At 66.6% G+C, this 20,100-nt stretch carries 18 protein-coding genes; 12 read left to right on the forward strand and 6 right to left on the reverse strand.

Going from position 1 to position 20,100, the window contains the following annotated elements:
* Positions 1-67: 67 nt before the first annotated feature.
* The 6 genes from WT24_RS05730 to WT24_RS05755 all read left to right on the forward strand — a co-directional run bounded on the left by WT24_RS05730 (position 68) and on the right by WT24_RS05755 (position 6,895).
* On the forward strand, positions 68-322 hold the full coding sequence (locus WT24_RS05730) for a GlsB/YeaQ/YmgE family stress response membrane protein (protein WP_059500306.1): 255 nt from the start codon (positions 68-70) through the stop codon (positions 320-322).
* A 552-nt stretch (positions 323-874) separates the two neighbouring features.
* A complete protein-coding gene (locus WT24_RS05735) occupies positions 875-1,438 on the forward strand; it encodes a fimbrial protein (RefSeq protein WP_082742103.1) in 564 nt (187 codons plus the stop codon).
* Positions 1,439-1,552: 114 nt separating this feature from the next.
* Positions 1,553-2,296, forward strand: coding sequence for a molecular chaperone (locus tag WT24_RS05740; RefSeq protein WP_060031789.1), 744 nt, complete (start codon positions 1,553-1,555; stop codon positions 2,294-2,296).
* Between the two features lie 231 nt (positions 2,297-2,527).
* Positions 2,528-5,092: a fimbria/pilus outer membrane usher protein gene (locus WT24_RS05745; RefSeq protein ID WP_257127432.1), complete on the forward strand. Its 2,565-nt coding sequence runs from the start codon at positions 2,528-2,530 to the stop codon at positions 5,090-5,092.
* 9 nt (positions 5,093-5,101) lie between these two features.
* Entirely contained in the window at positions 5,102-6,055 is a 954-nt protein-coding gene (locus WT24_RS05750) for a fimbrial protein (protein ID WP_257127433.1), read from the forward strand.
* 504 nt (positions 6,056-6,559) lie between these two features.
* Entirely contained in the window at positions 6,560-6,895 is a 336-nt protein-coding gene (locus WT24_RS05755) for a hypothetical protein (RefSeq protein WP_059500303.1), read from the forward strand.
* 62 nt (positions 6,896-6,957) lie between these two features.
* On the opposite strand, the gene WT24_RS05760 is transcribed toward WT24_RS05755, so the two are convergent.
* The 3 genes from WT24_RS05760 to WT24_RS05770 form a co-directional block, all read right to left on the reverse strand.
* Positions 6,958-7,830: a LysR substrate-binding domain-containing protein gene (locus WT24_RS05760; protein ID WP_059500302.1), complete on the reverse strand. Its 873-nt coding sequence runs from the start codon at positions 7,828-7,830 to the stop codon at positions 6,958-6,960.
* Positions 7,831-7,948: 118 nt separating this feature from the next.
* Entirely contained in the window at positions 7,949-8,848 is a 900-nt protein-coding gene (gene bla / locus WT24_RS05765) for a class A beta-lactamase (RefSeq protein ID WP_059500301.1), read from the reverse strand.
* Positions 8,849-9,058: 210 nt separating this feature from the next.
* Positions 9,059-9,916 (reverse strand): peptidoglycan DD-metalloendopeptidase family protein, encoded by an 858-nt coding sequence (locus tag WT24_RS05770; protein WP_060031800.1) that lies wholly within the window; start codon positions 9,914-9,916, stop codon positions 9,059-9,061.
* Positions 9,917-10,414: 498 nt separating this feature from the next.
* Here WT24_RS05770 and WT24_RS05775 point away from each other — a divergent pair, with 498 nt between their 5' ends.
* The 4 genes from WT24_RS05775 (at position 10,415) to WT24_RS05785 (ending at position 14,404) form a co-directional block, all read left to right on the forward strand.
* Positions 10,415-11,311, forward strand: coding sequence for a LysR family transcriptional regulator (locus WT24_RS05775; RefSeq protein WP_059500299.1), 897 nt, complete (start codon positions 10,415-10,417; stop codon positions 11,309-11,311).
* Between the two features lie 46 nt (positions 11,312-11,357).
* Positions 11,358-11,744: an ester cyclase gene (locus WT24_RS05780; RefSeq protein WP_059500298.1), complete on the forward strand. Its 387-nt coding sequence runs from the start codon at positions 11,358-11,360 to the stop codon at positions 11,742-11,744.
* Positions 11,741-11,947 (forward strand): hypothetical protein, encoded by a 207-nt coding sequence (locus tag WT24_RS34195; RefSeq protein WP_156441755.1) that lies wholly within the window; start codon positions 11,741-11,743, stop codon positions 11,945-11,947. The genes WT24_RS05780 and WT24_RS34195 overlap by 4 nt, the downstream gene beginning before the upstream one ends.
* 294 nt (positions 11,948-12,241) lie before the next feature.
* Positions 12,242-14,404: a hypothetical protein gene (locus tag WT24_RS05785; protein ID WP_060031803.1), complete on the forward strand. Its 2,163-nt coding sequence runs from the start codon at positions 12,242-12,244 to the stop codon at positions 14,402-14,404.
* Between the two features lie 85 nt (positions 14,405-14,489).
* Here WT24_RS05785 and WT24_RS05790 read toward each other — a convergent pair whose 3' ends face one another.
* Together WT24_RS05790 and WT24_RS05795 are read right to left on the reverse strand one after the other, a co-directional pair.
* Positions 14,490-15,230: a sulfite exporter TauE/SafE family protein gene (locus WT24_RS05790; RefSeq protein WP_060031806.1), complete on the reverse strand. Its 741-nt coding sequence runs from the start codon at positions 15,228-15,230 to the stop codon at positions 14,490-14,492.
* Positions 15,231-15,362: 132 nt separating this feature from the next.
* The gene (locus WT24_RS05795; protein WP_060031809.1) at positions 15,363-16,364 is read right to left on the reverse strand and encodes an aldo/keto reductase; all 1,002 of its coding nucleotides are present in this window, start codon (positions 16,362-16,364) and stop codon (positions 15,363-15,365) included.
* Between the two features lie 141 nt (positions 16,365-16,505).
* Between WT24_RS05795 and WT24_RS05800 the strand changes: the two genes are divergently transcribed.
* Positions 16,506-17,411: a LysR family transcriptional regulator gene (locus WT24_RS05800; protein ID WP_060031812.1), complete on the forward strand. Its 906-nt coding sequence runs from the start codon at positions 16,506-16,508 to the stop codon at positions 17,409-17,411.
* 53 nt (positions 17,412-17,464) lie between these two features.
* Here the strand turns inward: WT24_RS05800 and WT24_RS05805 are convergent, their stop codons facing one another.
* Positions 17,465-18,619, reverse strand: coding sequence for a porin (locus tag WT24_RS05805; protein WP_059500293.1), 1,155 nt, complete (start codon positions 18,617-18,619; stop codon positions 17,465-17,467).
* A gap of 380 nt (positions 18,620-18,999) precedes the next feature.
* On the opposite strand from WT24_RS05805, the gene WT24_RS05810 reads away from it, so the two are divergent.
* Positions 19,000-20,097 (forward strand): OpgC domain-containing protein, encoded by a 1,098-nt coding sequence (locus tag WT24_RS05810; protein WP_059500368.1) that lies wholly within the window; start codon positions 19,000-19,002, stop codon positions 20,095-20,097.
* The last annotated feature ends 3 nt before the right edge of the window (positions 20,098-20,100 follow it).

The following is a 20,100-nucleotide window of genomic DNA, read 5'->3' on the forward strand; positions in this document are numbered from 1 at the left end:
AACCCCTTGCGCACTGCAGGGGTCAACTTCCTTTCGTCAACAGCTCAATCGCAATAGGGAGGCGTTCATGCTGCAATTCATCGAAACCCTGGTCGTCGGGCTCATCGTCGGCCTCCTCGCCCGCGCGTTCAAGCCGGGCGACGACAAGATGGGCATCCTGATGACCATCGTGCTCGGCGTCGTCGGCTCGCTGGTCGCCGGCTACGTCGGCCGCGCGGCCGGGTGGTATGCGCCGGGCCAGGGCGCGGGCTGGATCGCGTCGATCATCGGTGCGATCGTGCTGCTCGTGATCGTGGGTGCGATCCGCAAGCGCGCCGGCTGATCGCCTAACGCGCCGCTCGCCAGAGCGGGCACCCCAAGCAAAACGGCCGCTCGCACACGAGCGGCCGTTTTGCTTGGGGCGTTCCGATCGCGCGCCCAGGCGCCCGTTTGCGCAGGCGCGCGCACCGCGCCGCGATCGAATGGCGGGATATTGCCTCGCGTCGAACGCGAATCACGTGCGGCTTCCGAGGTCGCATGTCCGTCGTGCCAACGGCAAACACGTGAATCACGCAACACGGCGGGCCGCGGCACGATCCTCATCGCCGACAGCCGTTACGGGCACGACCGGGCTCTCCCTTCCCGCGCGACCCGCCCCCTCCTTCCCGGAGCCGTTCCGGTCCATCGGAAAGCAAGTTCAGGACACTCGGCTTCGGCCGCGCCCAACCCTATTTAACATTTTCTCGTACTCGTCCTACCAACTTCAAAATAGACATCGTAATCGTCTCATTAACAACGATTTCATAGACCTTCAAACTTCATTCCGAAACGCGATTGTGGTTTTTTAAATCACAAATCTGCGATTTTCAACGTAAATTCCTGTGGAGATTTGAAGATGGAAATCAAAAAAATTGCACGTGCGCTGCCCTTCGTCCTGATCGCGGCGGGCGCGACGGTCTCGACCATGGCCCATGCGTCCGACGGCACCATTTCGTTCGACGGCAAGGTCATCGCGTCGACGTGCAAGATCGACGGCGAATCCAGCGGTAACTTCACCGTTCACCTTCCCCCCGTCAGCACCAATGCGCTCGCCGCGACAGGGGCCGTCGCCGGCCGCACGCCGTTCTCGTTGTCGCTGAGCGGCTGCACCGTCGGCGAAGGCAATCCGGTGAAGGTCGGTGTCGTGTTCGAACCCGGTGCGAACGTCGATCAGTCCACCGGTCGCCTGACGCTCGACCAGGGCGAAGACAAGGCACAAGGCATTCAGCTCAACGTGCTGGATGCGCAGCAGAAGCAGATCATGATCGGTTCGGCTTCCTCGTCGAATCCGCCGCAGGCGGTCGACATCGGTGCAGACGGCAAGGCGAAACTGGACTATTTCACGGAGTACTACGCATCGGGCGCCGTGAAGGCCGGCGACGTGAATTCGCGCGTCGAGTATTCGTTGATCTACCAATAACGGGCGGCGAACGGCGGTCGCCTACGCGGCTATCGCCGAGCCATTCGGTTGCTGCCTGCGCAACGATTGCGTTGCACGGGCCGCATGGTCCCAACGATACGACGAAGCATGCTCATGAAACCGTTGAAACTCCTCCGCACCCTGACCGTCGCTGCCGCAGCACTCGCGACCCAGGCCGAAGCCAGCGTGGTCATCGCCGGCACGCGCGTCGTCTTTCCGTCCAGCGAGCGCGAAGTGACGATCCAGCTCACGAACGACGGCAAGCGGCCTGCGCTGGTCCAGGCGTGGATCGACGACGGCGATCGCAACGCGCTGCCGGAACAGATCGACGTGCCGTTCGCGCTGACGCCGTCGATGTTCAGGATGGAGCCAGGCACCGGGCAGACGCTGCGCGTGATGCATACCGGCCAGCCGCTGCCGGCCGACAAGGAATCGCTGTTCTGGCTGAACGTGCTCGAAGTGCCGCCGAAGGCAACGGCCGGCGACAATCCGAACCGGGTGCAGCTTGCGTTCCGCTCGCGCATCAAGATCATGTACCGCCCGGCGAGCCTGAAGGGCGATGCGAATGCCGCTCCGGCACGGCTCGACTGGCGCGTGACCCGCACCGACGGCGGCCGCTATGCGCTGCAGGCAACGAACCCGACGTCTTACGTCGTCAATCTCGGCAGCGTGATGCTGAAATCCGCAGGACGCCAATACGACGCCGGCTCGGGCTATGTGCTGCCGGGCGCCACCCAGCGCTTCCCGATCAAGGATCTCGTCGCGGCCCCCGCCGCCGGCGCTGCGGTCGGATTCGCCGCCATCAACGACTGGGGCGCGTCGACCGACATCGAACTCCCGGTGTCCGTCGCACCGTAACGCCGTCGGCCCCGGACGGCCGCACCGCCGACCGATAGCGTCCCCCTTCCGTTTCCTTCCCTCCGGTTGCCCCGTCGGCCGACGCAAGACGCCGCTGGCCGCGCGCGCCGACCGTCGATCGCGCCACGGCGCGACATGGAGAAAACGGCACGGCTTCGGCCCGATGAACGCCAGGAATTGCGAATGTCTTCGAATCGACCTTTGAGAATCGGCACGGCACGGCTGCCGCGCATGAAACTGATCCCGCTGTTGGTGACGGGCTGCGTCGCCACGTGGGTCGGCGACGGTCGCGCCCAACCGGCAGCGTCCGCTCAAGCCGCGACTTCGCAGCCTGAGCGGGTCGAGTTCGACGACGCCTTTCTTGCCAATCGCGTCGGCAAGCACTTCGACATCACCCGCTTCGAGCAGCGCAATATCACGGCCCCGGGCGTGTACGGCGTCGACATCCGCGTGGGCAACGACTGGATCGGCCGGCACGACGTGCGTTTCGCAGCCGTGGCCGATACGGCGGACGCGCAGCCCTGTTTCGACCGTGCGCTGCTGGAACGCGCCGGCGTCGACCTGACCCGGCTTGCGCCCGACGCCGTCGCGCGGCTCGACGCGAGCGAAGCCTGTCATCGGATCGGCGACATCGTGGCGGATGCGAGCGCGACCTTCGACTTCACGCGGCAGACGCTCACGCTCGGCATTCCGCAGGCGGCGCTCGTGCGGCGCGCGCGCGGCTACGTGAGCCCCGATCAATGGACATCCGGCGTGCCGGTCGGCTTGCTCGGCTACAACCTCAACGTCTACACGTCGAAAAGCAGCGGCGAGGCGGCCCGCACGCAAGGCTACCTCGGCCTGAGCGGCGGCGTGAACGTCGGCGACTGGCATCTGCGCCACGAAGGCTCGTACTCGTGGTCGTCGAGCGGCGAGCGTCAATATCAGGACATCGCCACCTATCTTCAGCGCGACCTGACGGCGCTGTCGTCGCAACTCGTGATCGGCGAAAGCTACACGTCGGGCGAACTGTTCGATTCGACCCGGTTCCGCGGCGTGCGCGTGTCGACGGACGACCGGATGCTGCCCGATTCGCTGCGCGGCTACGCGCCCGTCGTGCGCGGCGTCGCGAACAGCAATGCGAAGGTGACGATCCGCCAGAACGGCGTGCTGCTCTACGAGACGACGGTCGCGCCCGGCAATTTCGAGATCGACGATCTGTACCCGACCGGTTACGGCGGCGATCTCGACGTGTCGGTGAACGAGGCCGACGGCACCGTGCACACGTTCTCGGTGCCTTACGCGGCCGTGCCGCTGTCGCTGCGGCCCGGCATCAGCCGCTACAACTTCGTCGCGGGCGCGCTGCGCAGCACGGGCGGCGGCCAGCCTTTGTTCACGCAGGCCACCTACCAGCGCGGGCTGACCAATCTGCTGACCGGGTACGGCGGCGTCACGCTTGCGGGCGGCTATGCGGCGTTCATGATCGGCGGCGCGCTGAACACGTCGTTCGGCGCGATCGGCATGGACGTCACGCATGCGACGACGTCGATTCCCGGCGCCAGGCGCTTCAACGGCTCGAGCATGCGCGTCAGCTATGCGAAATCGGTCGCGCAAACCGGCACCGACATCGCGCTCGCCGCGTATCGCTATTCGACGGACGGCTATTTCGGGCTCAACGATGCGATGCAGGCGCGCGACGCCGCGCGAAACGGCCTGTCGTCGAGCGCATCGGTGTGGCGTCAGCGCCACCGCGCGTCGCTCACGCTCACGCAGCGCCTGGGCGAGAAAGGCGGACGCGTCGACCTGACCGCGTCGGCGGCCGACTACTGGAACCGTTCGGGTTCGGACGTCAATTACACGGTCGGCTACACCAACAGCTTCCGGAACGTGTCGTACAACCTGTCGGCCACCCGCCAGCGCAATATCGGCGGCGACATGAGCACGCTGTATTACGCGAGCGTCACGATTCCGCTCGGTCGCGCTCGGCCGACGACGCTCACCGGCAATCTGTCGTACGACACGCGCGGTCGCACGCGCATGCAGTCGACGCTGTCCGGTTCGACCGGCGTGGACAACGCGTTGTCGTACAGCGTCAGCGCGAACCACGCGTCCGGCTCGGGCATGTCGACGACGGACGGCAGCGGCAACGTCGCCTATCGTTCGCGAGTCGCCGAGTTCAGCGCCAGCGCCGGCGCAAGCGCGGAATACCAGCAAGGCTCGCTCGGCATGCGCGGCGCGATCGTCGCGCACGGCGGCGGCATCACATTCTCGCAGCCGGTGTCCGAGACGTTCGCGATCGTCGAAGCGCCGGGCGCGGCCGGTGCGCGCATCACCAACGCGTCGGGTGCGCGGGTCGACGGCAGCGGCTACGCGATCGTCCCGTATCTGACGCCGTACAGCCTCAACACGGTCGCACTCGATCCGAAGGGCATCTCGATGGATGTCGATCTGAAGGAAACGAGCCGGCAGATCGCGCCGCGCGCGGGCGCGGTGCCGCTGATCCGCTTCGCGACCGACAACGGCCGCGCCGCGCTCGTCCACGCGCGCCAGGCGGACGGCGCGCCGCTGCCGTTCGGCGCGGCCGTGTACGACGAGACGGGCAAGGAGATCGGCGTCGTCGGCCAGGCCAGCAGGATCTTCGTGCGCGGGCTCAAGCATGAAGGCGAGTTGACCGTGCAATGGGGCACGGACGACGGCTCGGCGTGCCGGATCACGTACGAGCTGCCGACCGTGAACAAACATCAACGGAAGTCGTCGGGACTTCAATCGATCGACGGCGTGTGCGCAGCCGCGCCGACACTCGCCGGCGGCGAATAAGGAGGGAGCATGCGTAACATTTCTCGATCGGACGTACCGACTCGACGCGATCGATCGGCGTTCGTGCCCGCTGCGATTCTATTGGCATCGGCCGCATGGTTCGCACCTGAGCCGGCGGTCGCGCGCTTGTTGTACGCATTCGGACAAACGTCCGTCTCGATTCCGTCGAACGCCGTATCGGGCACGATCGTGGCGCGCCAGTATTACTCGCCCGAGGAATTTTGCGGAAAGGACTCGTGCACGATCACGGGCGTCGTCCTCTCCGAGAAAGGTTCGATCTGGTCGTTCGCCAAAGGCCCGGATCTGCTGACGAACGTCTCCGGCTTGTCGACCCGCATGCTCGTCGACGGCACGCCGGTCACCTCGTCTCTCAGGACGACGGTGCGCAACGCAGTCGAAATTCAACTGTTCCGCGACGGCCGTGCCCCCGAAAGCGGAGCATTGAGTCCGGGCGCAGTCAACAGCTACTATCAGATCAGCTACAGATCCGGCCTCCTGGGTGACGAAACGTTCGTCTACCTGGCCACGAAAGTCAGCTTCATCAACGGCACCTGCTCGGTACCCGACCAGACCGTCACGCTGCCGCCGGTTCAGCAAAACGCGTTCAAAGGCGTCGGCTCGACCACCGGCACGGTCGATTTCCAGCTGCGCCTGAACAACTGCCCGCCCGGCTACAACCGGATCGGCTATCAGCTTTCGCCTCTGGATGGTGCCGTTACCGGTAGCCCCGGCACACTGCAACTGCGCCCGGGATCGACCGCCGCCGGCGTCGGCGTCCAGATCGCCGACGGCACGACGGGAAATCCATTGCCGTTCCAGCAATCGATCCCCGTGACCGGCTACAACAAGAACACGGGCGGTTCGCCGTCGATTCCGCTGCGCGCGTCGTACATCCAGACCGACGCAACCGTCAAGGGCGGTTCGGTGCGCGCCGCAGCCCAGGTGCTGCTCGACTATCAATGATGTCCGGCGCGTCGGCCGGGCCGGCGTTCGCGGGCGGGACGCGCACGCCCCGATCGCGAACGCTCGCTGATCCCGGTCGCCGCCTGACCGACGACAGCCCTCGCTACCCGCGAAAAACGCCATTGCGAGATACGTGAAGCAACAGGCAGACGCCGGGCTCGAGATCGATATCGGACGGCCGCTCGATTGAGCGACCGTTTCCCCTGGTTCCCGCAAATTCGCGAGCGCGCCGATTGGCCGACTCCACCGCGATTTGCGTTCGAGATCGGCATCGGGCGACGGTCTTCTACCAGCTTCCGCCTCCGGCCATACCCTGCCTTGCGCCCGCACAAATTTGAGATAAATTGATTGAAGGAATACGCCGTCGTGTGCGTATTCCCGCTATTTCCGGATTTTCATTCAAGAGGTTCGATGAAGTTGCCGTTTACGCATTCAGCACCGCAGCGTTGACGGACTGCCATTCGAGCGGCCTCGCTGCGACGCGCTTCCTCTCTGGAGCCTGTCATGAAGCATCGCCTGTTCGCCGCCTCGTTCGCCCTGGCTGCCTCGCTTCTGGCCACGTCCTCTTCATTTGCCGCCGGCACGTCCGGCATCATCTACTTCACCGGCATGATCGTCGAGCCGCCGTGCTCGTTCGCGCTCGACGCCACCGGCACCGCGCCCGCGCACGTGCGCGCCGACTGCCCGCGCCCCGCGACCGGACAGATCGCGTTCGTCGACGCGGCGAGCATGCGGGCCGTGAAGACCACGACCTTTACCCAGGCCTCTCGCGCAATCGTTTTACCGAACCGTCCGGGCAACGATCAGGCGCCGATGATCGCCGTCGTCACGTATCAGTAACGCCCGGCGCCGGTGCGGCATGGTGCGGTTTCGCGCCGCGGTCGGGCGCGTGCGATCGCCGGTCAGTCGCGATGGCAGGCGATCCAGTCGCTGAACGCGCGGATCTTCTGCTGGCTGCCGAGGCTCTCCGGATAGACGAAGTAGTAACGCGCGCCGGTCTCGAGCACGACGTCGAACGGCCGTTCTAGCCGGCGCGCACTGACGTCCTCATCGACGAGCGTCACGTCGCCGATCGCGACGCCGAACCCCTGCATCGCCGCGTTCGTCGCGAGATCGAGCGTGTCGAACGTCGGCCCGCGCGCGGGATCCACACGGCGCTCGCCCGCATGATCGAGCCATGCACGCCAGTCGCGATGGTCGCGCGTGGGATGCAGCAGCGTATGGCGCGCAAGATCGCCGGTCGCATCGAGCGGCGCGGTTTGTCGCAATTCGGGTGCGCAGACGGGCGTCAGCCGTTCGTCGAACAGCGGCAGTGCGACGACGCCCGGGCCCGGCGACGTCCCGTAGACGATTGCCGCGTCGAACGGCTCGCTCGAAAAATCGACGACGTGCTGCCACGCGGTCGTAATCTGCACGTGGAGATCGGGATGCTCGCCCTGGAAGCGCATGATGCGCGGCAGCATCCAGCGGATCACGCAGGTCGGCACCTTCAGCGCGAGATCGGTGCGCTGCCGCGTGAGCTTCATCGAGATGTCCTCGATGCGCGCGAAGCTCTCGTCGACCACCGGCAACAACTGCTCGCCCTCGGCCGTCAGCGTGAGGCCCTTCGCATGCCGCTTGAACAGCGGAAAGCCGTAATGCGCCTCGAGCGTCTGGATCTGCCGGCTCACGGCGCCCTGAGTGAGACACAGCTGTTCGGCCGCACGCGTGAAGCTGCGGTGGCGGGCCACCGTCGAGAAGATCTGCAGCGCGTGCAGGGGCGGAAGTCGGCGCATGGCGAACGGAAAACAGGAAACGGCGAGGAAAACGGCGCGGAAGGGCCGCGCGCCGATGCCGGCGCGTGCTGTTCGACACGATAAGCCAAACGCCGGCTTTGCGCGAGATGCTGGATGCTCAGGCCGTCGCGGTCAGCGCGCCTGACGCGATGCGCGCCGCCGCTGCGACGACATCCGCGCGCGCGGCGGCGGCGGCCTCCGGCTGCGTGAACGACACGGCCATCACGATCGGTGCGCGCGACGGCGGCCACAGCACCGCGATGTCCGTCGTCGTACCGAAGCCGCCGGTGCCGGCCTTGTCGGCAACGCGCCAGCCGGGCGGCACGCCCGCCGCGATGCCGGTCGCCCCGCGTGCGCCGCCGACCATCCATTCCGTCAGTTGCGCGCGCTGCGGCTCGCGCAGCGCGTCGCCGAGCAGTAACCGCTGCAGCGTGTCGACCATTGCGACCGGCGTCGACGTGTCGCGCTCGTCGCCGGGCGTCGCCTTGTTCAGTTCGGGTTCCCAGTGATCGAGGCGGAAGGTGGTGTCGCCGCTTTCGCGCGCGAACGCCGTGACGGCCTGCGGGCCGCCGAGCACGCCCATCAGCAGGTTGCCCGCGCCCTTGTCGCCCGACTGCAGCATCGCCGCGCACAGCTGCGCGATCGTCATGCCGGTGTCGACATGGCTTTCCGTAATCGGCGAGCCGGACACGATTTCATAGCGGCGGTACAGGATGCGGCGCGGCAGCAGCGATGCGTCGAGCGAACCGCGCGCGAGCATCGCGGCGGCCGCCATGACCGCATACGTGCCGCACAGCGGGAAGCGCTCGCGCGCATGGTGCGCGATGCGCACGCCGTTCGACGTATCGAGCGCGGCGACGCCGAGTCGCCCGTTCGATGCTTTTTCGAGCGCGGCGAGTTCGGCTTGTGCGGTGTGGGCGCGCCCCTGGTCGGCGACCGGCGCGGACGTGCATGCGGCAACGAACGGCGCGGCAACGGCGGCGAGCAACAGCGAGCGGCGTGTCGGAGAGTATTCCATGAATGCGATCTGTTCTGTCGGAACGGTGGCTCGAAGCAACGCGGCCGCGCCTCGGCGACGCGCGACCGCTCACGCCGACGGCCGGCCCGCGACGGCATTCGCCGCGCATCCCCGAAAGACGCCCGTCGGCCCCGCGCGAAGGCGGGATTCGAATGAACAGACCCTAGCGTAGCAGCGACCGCCGTCGCGTTCCAGCGAAACGGCCGCGCTTCACCCTTGCAACGAAGGCAGATACGGCATCGGATTCACCGGCTTGCCGTCGCGTCGCACCTCGAACAGCAGCGCGACGCGCGAATTGTCGAGATCGCCCATCTCGGCGATCGCATCGCCCTGATGCACGATGTCGCCCGTCTTCACGAGCAACTTGCGGTTGTGCGCATAGGCAGTCAGGAAATCGGCGTTGTGCTGGACGATGATCAGGCTGCCGTAATCGTTCAGGCCGGTGCCCGCATACATCACGCGGCCGTCGGCTGCGGCGCGAACCGGGTCGCCCGGCCGGCCGGCGATCTGAATGCCGCGGTTCTGCCCGGGCCGGAACCCTTCGACGATCTTGCCCGTTGCGGGCCACTTGAGCGCGACGCGGCCCGCATGACGCCTGGTTTCCTTGACGACCTCGCGATCGCTCGCGGTCGACGCGGCGGCTTGCGAATTGGCCTGCGCGGTGGCCTGGTTACCCACCGCGCCATTGCCCGCCACGGCCTGCGTGTCCGCCGCGCGCGCGGGCGGCAGCGGCTGCTGCTTGACGATGCGCAGCACCTGCCCCATGCGCAGCCTGCCGTTGGCGGTCAGCTTGTTCCAGGTGCGCAAGTCGGCCACGCTGCAACCGTTCACGGATGCGATGCCCGTCAGCGTGTCGCCGCGTTTCACGACGTACTTTTGCGCGACGAGAATCGGCGCAGGCGGCATCGTGGCGGCCGACGGCGCGGCAGGCGGGCTCGAATCGGAAGGCTGCCCCGCCAGCGTGTCGCTCGGCGGAACGGACGGGTTACTTGCACAACCGGCCATGACGAGCACGGCGGCCAGGCCCGACAGCCACGCCGCCTTGCGGTGAATCTCGCGCGTTTTCATGGACGATCCGACTCCGGTTTGACAATCTTTCAAGCATCTCAAAAACGGAACGGCCGACGTGTAACCGGATGCAAACAATGATGACAAACGATCACGGACCGGATGCCGGCCGGCATTCGCTACCGGTAATACGGTCCGATCCGGAAAAACTTGATGGTCTTTTCGCTGAAAAACGGAAGAATTTTCGTTGTTAAAAACTATGGCCAGAATGTTTCAATAGGCACGAGCACGCCATTCACCGCAACCATGCGACGAATTCGGCACACGCCCATGCGATGCCGATGCACAGGAACAGCAGGTGCAACGCGATCTTGAACGACACGCCCCAGGACGAATCGGTCTGCATGACAGGCTCCCCGACGGATGTGCGTCCATCATCGGCCATCGATCGCGCCCCGAAAATGCGGAAGCGGCGAACCGGGTCTCAGGCGGCCCCTGAGACCGGCGCGGCGGTTCCTGCTAACTTATCGACCACTCTCACCCATCGCTTCGCCCATCATGCGCTTCGACCTGACCGACCTGCGGCTTTTCCTCAATATCTGCGAAGCCGGCACGATCACGAGCGGCGCCGAACGAACGCACATCACGCTGCAGGCGGCGAGCGAACGCATTCGCGGGATGGAGGACGAACTCGGCGTGCCGCTGCTGCACCGGACCAAGTCGGGCGCGCAGGCGACCGATGCGGGCCGCGCGCTCGAACATCACGCACGCACCGTGCTGCAGCAGATCGATCACATGCGCGGCGAGCTGCAGCAATACGGCCAGGGGCTGCGCGGCCATATCCGGCTGCTGTGCAACACCGCGTCGCTGAGCGAATACCTGCCGGACGCACTGGCCGAGTACCTGCCGCACCACCCGAAGCTGTCGATCAGCGTCGAAGAGCGCTCGAGCCAGGAGATCGTGCATGCGATCCGCAACAAGACGGCCGAGGTCGGCATCGTCGCCGATTCGGTCGGGCTCGGCGGACTCGAACAGAAGCCGTTCCGCGAAGACTGGCTGATCGTCGTCGCGCCGGCCGCGCATCCGCTCGCGTCGCGCGACAAGGTCGCGTTCGACGACATCGCCGGCGAAGACTTCATCGGCCTCACCGACGGCAGCGCGCTGCAAGTGCATCTGGCCGACCAGGCGCGCGCGCTCGGCAAACGGATCCGCTATCGCGTGCAGTTGAAGAGCTTCGACGCGATCTGCCGCGTGATCGCGAGCGGCGTGGGCATCGGCATCGTGTCGCGGCACGCGGCCGAGCGCGCGATGCAGACGATGGACGTGCGGCTCGTCGAACTGTCCGATCCGTGGAGCCATCGGAAACTGACGCTCTGCGCGCGGTCGTTCGATGCACTGCCGAAGTACACGCGCGAGTTCGTCGCGTTTTTGTCGGGCGACGCGCCGCCGCGGTGACGCGCGCCGCACTCGACTCGCCCCATCGACATACGGAGACATCGCCATGACCGATATCGATCTCGCAACCCGTTATCGCGCGTATATCGACTGCCTGAACCGGCAGGACTGGGCGGCGCTCGGCGAGTACGTGTCCGGCGACGTGATCCACAACGACCGGCCGCTCGGCCTCGCCGGTTACCGCGCGATGCTGGAACAGGACTTCCGCGACATCCCCGATCTCCGTTTCGAGATCCGCTTGCTCGCGTGCGACCCGCCGCACGTCGCGTGCCGCCTGCGCTTCGCGTGTTCGCCGAAAGGGACGTTCATGGGGCTCGCCGTCGACGGCCGCAAGGTCACGTTCGCCGAAAACGTGTTCTACGAGTTTCACGAAGGCAAGATCCGCCAGGTGTGGTCGGTGATCGACAAGGCGGCGATCGAAAAGCAGCTTTGAACGTCGTCGAAGCGGGGGCGTCGCCTGCGGCGGCCGGTGGGCAGCGGCGGCTCAATGCATTTCGATTCTTATGGATAACGTTTTCTCTCGTCATCCATCGAGAACCCCTTTCCATGCGATGCGCGCTTCCGCCGCGCCCAAGCCGGTTCATCGCGCGCGGTGAACACGCGATCATCAAGAAAAATCCCGACGATTTCGTGTAATCCCGATTCCATTCCGCCTCCTCCGCTCCCGCCATTCGGGTTTCTACCGGCGTCTCCGACGAGAAAGTTCATTGACATCGCGCCGATCGATGCCTAAATTTGGAAAACGTTTTCCAATACCGAAGTGCGACGCCGGTCTCGGCCCGCGCAGGGGAAACGCTTGCCCGCTCGATTTGTGATTCAGGCCGTCCGTCTTCAGGGATCAGGGTTGCAGGCGGAAGCCGGGTACGGGCATCGAGCGCGGCATCGGCCACACGTGCCCGTCCTTCACCACTATTCAAAACCGGAGACACCATGTATCAGCGCAGCAGATTCGCGCTCGGCGCCGCGCTCAGCGCCCTTTCCGTCGTGCTCGTCAGCGCGTGCGGCGGCAACGACGTGACCGACACGCCGCCGTCGCCCCCGCCGTCCACCCCGCCCGCGCTCGCATCGAACTCGCTGCAGGCGCTCGTCTATGGCGCGCCCGACACCAGCGTGCCGGCCGGCACGAACGTTCCGCTCACGATGATGGGGCAGATGCGTGCGCTGTTCGATCTGATCCGGAAATCGCCCGACTTCACGCAGGTCGTGATGGATCTCGGCGACGGCACGCCCGTCCACGTGCTCGACACGAATACCGGCGACAAATTCCTGCCCGGCAAGCTCGCGCTCGGCCTGTCGTACATCCTGATCGACATGAAGTCGAAGAACGACCCGCAATACGCGAGCTACCTCGCGACGTACCAGACGATCACGACCGCGATGATGGCGCAATCGGGCAGCAACTACACGTATGCGAACACGTCGTGGGGCGAGTACTACTACCTCGTCGCGCTGAACAACCTGAAGGCGCACGGGATGCTCAACGAAGTCTTCAGCGATGCGATGCTCGCGACGCTGCAGCAGCGCCTCACCTTCTGCGACATGTTCGGCCCCGACGCGAGCGGCAAGACCACGACGTGCCCGGCCGCCGGCACGCCGATCGACATCGCGTCGCTCAACACCGCGCAGAACTACTATGCGGTGTCCTACGGAATCGCCGGACTGCGCCAGAAGCTCGGCTGGAGCAGCCCGTCGTTCGCGTCGAAGACCGATCCGGCGGTCGCGACGATGAGCGCGCGCGACGCGCTGCTGTACACGCTGACGAACCACATCCGCAACGACTCGTCGGGTGGCTTCTCCGACGAAGCATCGAACACGCACACGACCTACTACGATCAGGCGCGCTTCGACCGCTATAGCACGTTGCTGATCGGCGAAGTGGTCGAGCGCACGTTCGAAATGGGCAACGAAGCGAATCTCACGCCGGAACTGAAGGGTTATCTGCGCAAGTCGGTCGACCTGATCCTGCCGCAGCTGAACGCCGACGGCCAGGGCTTCAACTACGGCCGCTCGATCGGCCCGTACGGCGATTCCGCGTTCATGGAGGTACTGACGGCCGCGGCCAATGCCGGCGTGCTGACCGATCGCGAGAAACAGGTTGCGTATGCATTCATCTACCAGGCCGCGCGTCGTTTCGACACGTACTGGTACGACCCGTCGCTGCCGACGCCATCGGTCAACATGTGGGTCAAGGGCCGCGGCACCGACGCGTATCGCGGCAAGCCGCGCGTGATGGGCGAGAACTTCAGCCTGCTGCACCAGTACCTGTACGTGAACGCGTGGTGGAACAAGCTCGGCTTCGGCGGTCAGGCGCCGATGGCCGACGCGGACTACCGCGCGTGGCTCGACGCGCTGCCGCACTACACGCTCACCTGGTACAACCAGCCGGGCGACGCCGCGCATCCGTACAGCGCCGCGCTGCTCACCGTGCGCGACGGCCGGCGCGTGATCAACCTGAACCTCAGCCAGGCGCCCGACTACAACTCGTATACGCCGTATTACCCGGTGCCGTTCTCCGACAAGCTGATCTACGGCACGACCGACCTCGGCTATGCGCTGCTGCTCCCGCAGGTGACGTACAACGCGAAGACCTACATCCCCGTCACGTACTACAAGAACCTGAACGTGCAGCAAAGCAACGGCCAGGTGATCGTGTCCTTCGATACGACGAAGTTCCGCCTTGCGTCGAAGAACGCCGCTTACACGACGGATCTCGACCTGCAGGTGCACACGGTGCTGACGTTCGCGCACGGCATGGTCTCGCGCAGCGATACGCTCAGTTCGGGCACGCTCGCGGGCACCCTCGCGGTCGAAACGGACTTCACGTCGTTCGCGGATTTCGCGTCGACGCGGGCCAACGGGGACGGCGTGTCGGTGACGTACGCGAACAGCGCCGCGACCGGCTATGCGGCATCCGGGTTCGACAACTGCGCGCTGTCCGCCTTCGACACCGCAAACGGCACGACGAATCCGCTGTCGACGACGCCGATCGGGCAGTTGCATTCGAACTTCGCCTGCACGACGAAGCCGTTCGCACTCGGCGCGGGCGCGACCCGCACGGTCGGATGGACGCTGAGGTACGCCGATCCGGCGTAAGCGATCCGGCGTAAGCGGCGCGACCGCGATCCCGAAGGCGGTTGCCGAAACCGGCTTCGGGATCATTCGGCGGCCACACGCGCGCTCACCACCAGCCCGACCCCGCCATATACGCGCCGAGCGCAATCAGCCCGACGAAGAAACAGCGCTTGAACGTCTTCTCGCTCATCACGCGCCGCGCGTATTGCCCGCCGGCCATTCCAGCCAGGGCGGGCACGAGCGCGAGCGCCGACACGCCGAGATCGACCGTCTGCAGTGCGCCCGTCATGCGCAACTGCAGGCCGAGCACGATCGTCGACGCGGTGAACGACAGCCCGAGCGCCTGGATCAGATCGTCCTTCGACAGCCGCAGCGCCTGCAGGTACGGCACGGCCGGTACGACGAACACGCCGGTCGCGGCCGTCACGACGCCCGTCAGGTAGCCGACCACGGCCGACAGCCATTTTTCGTGACGGCCCGGCGCGGGCAGCCGCGCAGCCGCCAGCCCCCACAGCCCATAAAGCACGAGGACCACGCCGAGCGCCGCATGCGTCCACGTGCTGCCGGCCGCGAGCGCCGGCAGTCCGCCCGCCAGCGTGCCGACCGTCAGGCCCGCGAGCAGCGGCCACAGCCGGCGCAGCAACGCGCCGAACGACGGGCCGAGCCCCAACTGCCATACGTTGGTGACGAACGACGGCACGAGCAGCAGGCTCGCCGCGGCCGACGGCGGCATCGCGAGCGTCAGCAGCCCCATCGCGATCGTCGGCAGCCCGAGTCCGATCATGCCCTTGACCGCGCCGGCCAGCAGGAAAACCAGCACGACGATCGTCAGCGTATGAGTTTGCATGGCACGCATTCCGTCCGGTGAGTACGGCGCCGATGGTGCCTGCCCGTCATGCCGCCCGCCATCTGGTTTTGCCTGAGGCTGGCTCGCCCCCGTCGGACGGTTTTTTCGGGCCGGTCGATCCGGCCCCGAGAATCACCCCCGGCCCTGCTCGCTATCGAGATGCGCCATCTGAGCGGCCGGATAGCGCTCGCCGGCAGCCGCCCCGGCGGGAACCGCCGCTTCGATGCGAGCGAGATCATTGACCGTTAGTTGCAATTCTGTCGCCAGCAAACCGTCCTGCAGTTGCGTGCGCTTGCGGGCGCCGACCAGCGGCACGATGTCAGCACCGCGCGACAGCGCCCATGCGATTGCGATCTGCGCCGGATTGCTGCCCTTCTCGTCGGCGATCGCGCGCAGCGCATCGACGAGCGCGAGGTTGTGCGCGAGGTTCTCGCCCTGGAAGCGCGGGCTTGCCGCGCGGAAATCGCGCTCGCCCTGCCGCGCCGCGCTCCAGCGCCCGCCCAGCAACCCGCGCGACAGCACGCCATAGGCCGTCACGCCGATGCCGAGCTCGCGGCATACGGGCAGAATCTCTGCCTCGATCCCGCGCGACAGCAACGAGTATTCGATCTGCAGATCGGCGATCGGCGCGACGGCGGCCGCGCGGCGGATCGTGTCCGCGCCGGCTTCCGACAGGCCGATATGACGCACGTACCCGGCCTTCACGAGATCGGCGATCGCGCCCACCGTCTCCTCGATCGGCACGGCCGGATCGACGCGGGCCGGGCGGTAGATGTCGAGGTAGTCGGTGCCGAGCCGCTTCAGCGAGTACGCGACGAAGTTCCGGATCGCCGCGGGCCGCGCGTCGTAGCCGGCAAACCCGCCGGCCGGATCGCGCAGTGCGCCGAATTTCACGCTGATCAGCACCTGATCGCGCACACGGCCGCGCAGCGCGTCGCGGATCAGCATCTCGTTGTCGCCCATGCCGTAGAAGTCGCCGGTATCGAGCAGCGTGATCCCGTGGTCGAGCGCCGCGTGCAGCGTCGCGATGCTTTCGTCGCGATCGGCCGGCCCGTACAAATCCGACATCCCCATGCAGCCGAGCCCGATCGCCGATACCTGCGGGCCGGTGCGGCCCAGTTGACGCATGTCCATGTCCGTTTCCTTCGAATGGTGAGTGGATGAAACGGATTCTGGACGCGCGACGCCGCGCGATAAACGCGAAACGCTCCACCAAACCATTCGACGCTGATTAACAATGGAGCCTTTCCCTTTCCCGCCGAGGCCCTCGCCCGCATGGACCATCTGCAAGCAATGCGCATCTTCGCGCGCGTCGCCCATCTCGGCAGCTTCACGAAAGCGGCCGAGCAACTCCAACTGCCGCGCCCGACGGTCAGCAACGCCGTCCAGTATCTGGAAAAGCACCTGAAGATCCGCCTGTTGCAACGCACGACGCGGCGCGTCGCGCTGACCGCCGAGGGCGCGACCTATTACGAGCGCTGCGTGCAGTTGCTGGCCGATCTCGACGATGCGGAAACGCTGTTCGAGGATGCCGGCGCGTCGCCGCGCGGCGTGATCCGCGTCGACCTGCCCGAACGTTTCGCGCTGAACCGGGTGATTCCGGCGCTGCCGGATTTTCACGCGCGCTACCCCGATCTGCGCGTCGCGATCAGCACGACCGATCGCTTCGTCGATCTCGTCGCGGACGGCATCGACTGCGCGGTGCGGGTCGGCGTGCTGTCCGACACGTCGCTCGTCGCGCGGCGCGTCGGCGAGATGGCCCAGATCAACTGCGCGTCGCCCGCCTATCTCGCGCGCCACGGCACGCCGCGCTCGCCGGACGAGCTGCCGGACCACGTCGCGGTCGGCTATTTCTCGACCCGGACGGGGCGCGAGCTGGACTGGGAATATGCGGACATGGATTCGGGCGAGATGCACACGGTGAAGATGCGCAGCGTCGTGTCGGTCAACAGCTCGCAGGCGTATCTCGCGTGCTGCGTCGCGGGCCTCGGGCTGATCCAGGCGCCGCGCGACGGGCTCGCGCCGCTGCTCGCCGACGGTTCGCTGGTCGAGGTGCTGCCGGAATGGAATGCCGGGCCGCTGCCCGTGTCGGTAGTGTTTCCGTACGGCCGGCATCTCGCGCCGCGCGTGCGGATCTTCGTCGACTGGCTCGCGGAAACGCTCGACGGCCGCGCGGATTGACGGCGGCCGTGCCGGGGCTGGCCCTTCGCCCCGGCCCCTGCGCCGCCGCCCGGTCAGAACTTGTGGCGGATCGCGGCGCGCACCGAGAACTGGTTCGACGACGCCGACGGGCCGTCGGTCCCGACGACATAGCCGCCGTCGGCCGCCGTGCCCGTCTTGTCGCCGCCCACCTTCTGCCACGCGCCCTGCAGGTACACGTCGGTGCGCTTCGACAGGCTGTAGTCGGCCATCAGGCCGACCGTGTGGTACTTCGGCTTGAACGAGCCGGCCGCGGCATCGTATTTGCCGTCCGTGTACACGTACTGCGCGCCGAGGTAGAAATCGGACGTGAGCTGGTACTTGCCGTTGATCTCGAAGTTCTGGAACTTGGTCGCGGTCAGCCCGAGGCCGGCGAACGTCGACGCCGGCAGGTAGACCGTCGACACGGGATTCTTCACGTCGGTCTTCGTATAGACGATGCCGACCGTGGCCGGGCCGAACGTGTAGTTGACGCCGCCGCCGAAGATGCGCAGCCGATCGGCGACGAAGTTCGCGTCGTCGGCCGCGATCGCGCCCGCGCTGCCGACGCCCGGGTTGTTCGCCTGCAGGTACGCGGCCGCGACCTGCAGCCCGGCCAGCGAATACTGCGCGCCGATGCTGTACTGGCGGTTGTTCGAGAAACCGGTGCCGTTGCTGAAGCTGTACGTGCCGCCGAACGTCAGGCCGTTCCAGTCGGGGCTCGCGTACTTGACCGTGTTGTTGACGCGGAACGAGTTGTCCGTGTTGTCGTTGTCGAACGGGTGCGAGAACAGCGTGCCGCCCCAGTTGCCGTTCGCGGTCAGCGGCGCGAGATAGTCGACGACGGAATCGTACTGGCGGCCGAGCGTCAGCGTGCCGAAGCGCGACTCGGAAAGCCCGACGAACGCCTGACGGCCGAACATGCGGCCGCCCTGGCCGAGCCGGCCGTTGTTCACGTCGAACCCGTTTTCCAGCGTGAAGATCGCCTTCAGCCCGCCGCCGAGATCCTCGCTGCCCTTCAGGCCCCACCGGCTGCCCTGCGCATAGCCGCTCGCGAGCTGGTAATTCGTCTTTCCGACCCCATTGACGTTGACGTTGTTCGTGTAATTGAAGCCTTCGTCGATCACGCCGTACAGCGTCACGCTGCTCTCGGCAAAGGCCGGCGCGGCGAATGCAGCGAGCGCGGCGGCAAAAATGACGTGCTTCCTCATGACGGATCTCCGGAGCCGAGGGCCGGGCAGGCCGAACGCCCGGCGAATGTTTGGTCTGTGTATGGGTGGCCCGCAGGGCGGACGACGCGGTGTGCGGCCGCGTGAGGACAAAATGGTGTCACGACGCAAACCTGCCGTCCATCGGGTGCGGGTCGTCGCGCGCAAAGCGTTGCGCTCGTCCAACTGCCCCGTTGCGCGGATAGCCTGACCGGGCTTATCGGCAGCGGCAGACAGGCAGGCCATCCGCGTAAACCCGATGGGCGTCGCATCGGTGGCACAATGCGCATCCGTTCGTCATTTCTTCACGAAGTCATGCTTCACCCCGATTCATGCGCGGCGCGCGCCGGCCGTGCCCGCGGCCCGCGCCGGAAGGCGCGCCGATGACCGCGCCGGCCCGCGCCGGCCGCTACGCCGAGCTCGATTTCTTCCGCGGCCTCGTGCTGCTCGTCATCGTCGTCGACCACATCGGCGGCAGCATTCTGTCGCGCGTCACGCTGCACGCGTACGCGCTGTGCGATGCGGCCGAGGTATTCGTGTTCCTCGGCGGCTTTGCAACCGCCATTGCGTACAACTCGCTCGCCGAGCGGCACGACGAGGCCGCCGCGCGCCAGCGTTTCATCCGGCGTGCATTCGAGATCTACCGCGCGTTCCTCGTAACGGCCGGCCTGATGCTGCTGATCACGGCCGTGCTGAATGCGTTCGCGATCGACGGCCCGAACATGCCGACCAACGATCTCGACGGGCTGCTGCACAAGCCGCTCGCCGCGCTGCGCGACATCCTGCTGTTCCGCCGCCAGCCGTATCTTGCGTCGGTGCTGCCGATGTACGCGTTCTTCGCGCTGCTCGTCCCGCTCGCGCTGCCGCTCGCGCGCACGCAGCCGTGGCTGATGCTCGCATTCAGCGGATCGCTGTGGTACGCGGCGCCGCACGTCGCGCGCTTCCTGCCGACCGTCGAAGGCGCGCCGTGGGATTTCAATCCGTTCGCGTGGCAATTCCTGTTCGTGCTCGGCGTGATCGCACGCTGCCAGCCCGTCTACCAGACGCTCTCGCCCCGGCCGCAAGGCTGGCTGCTGACGGCCGCGTCGCTCGCGATCGTCGCGGCCGGCGCGTACTACCGGCTGCGCATCGAGCCGTTCCCCACCGATCCGTCGATCAAGCAGAATCTCGGCGTGCTGCGGCTCGTGAACTTCCTCGCGATCGCGTGGCTCGCCGCCAAGCTCGTGCACCTCGGCTGGATGAAGAAGGTCGCGCACGCGATGCCTTGGATCGGCACGATCGGCCGGCAGGGGCTGCTGTGCTTCGTCGCGGGCACCGGCATCTCGCTCGCGGTCGATTCGCTGCTCTACCAGGCGACCGAAGGCTATCTCGACGTGCCGCTGGGCCTGACCGCCGACGCCGTCGCGATGGGCCTGCTGTATCTCGTCGCCAAGCTCTACGGGCCGCTCGTCGCGCGGCTGTCGTTCCGTTCGCGGCAATGACGC

Origin of the sequence: Burkholderia sp. MSMB1078WGS (assembly GCF_001528895.1) — a bacterium.
Taxonomy (GTDB): Bacteria; Pseudomonadota; Gammaproteobacteria; order Burkholderiales; family Burkholderiaceae; genus Burkholderia.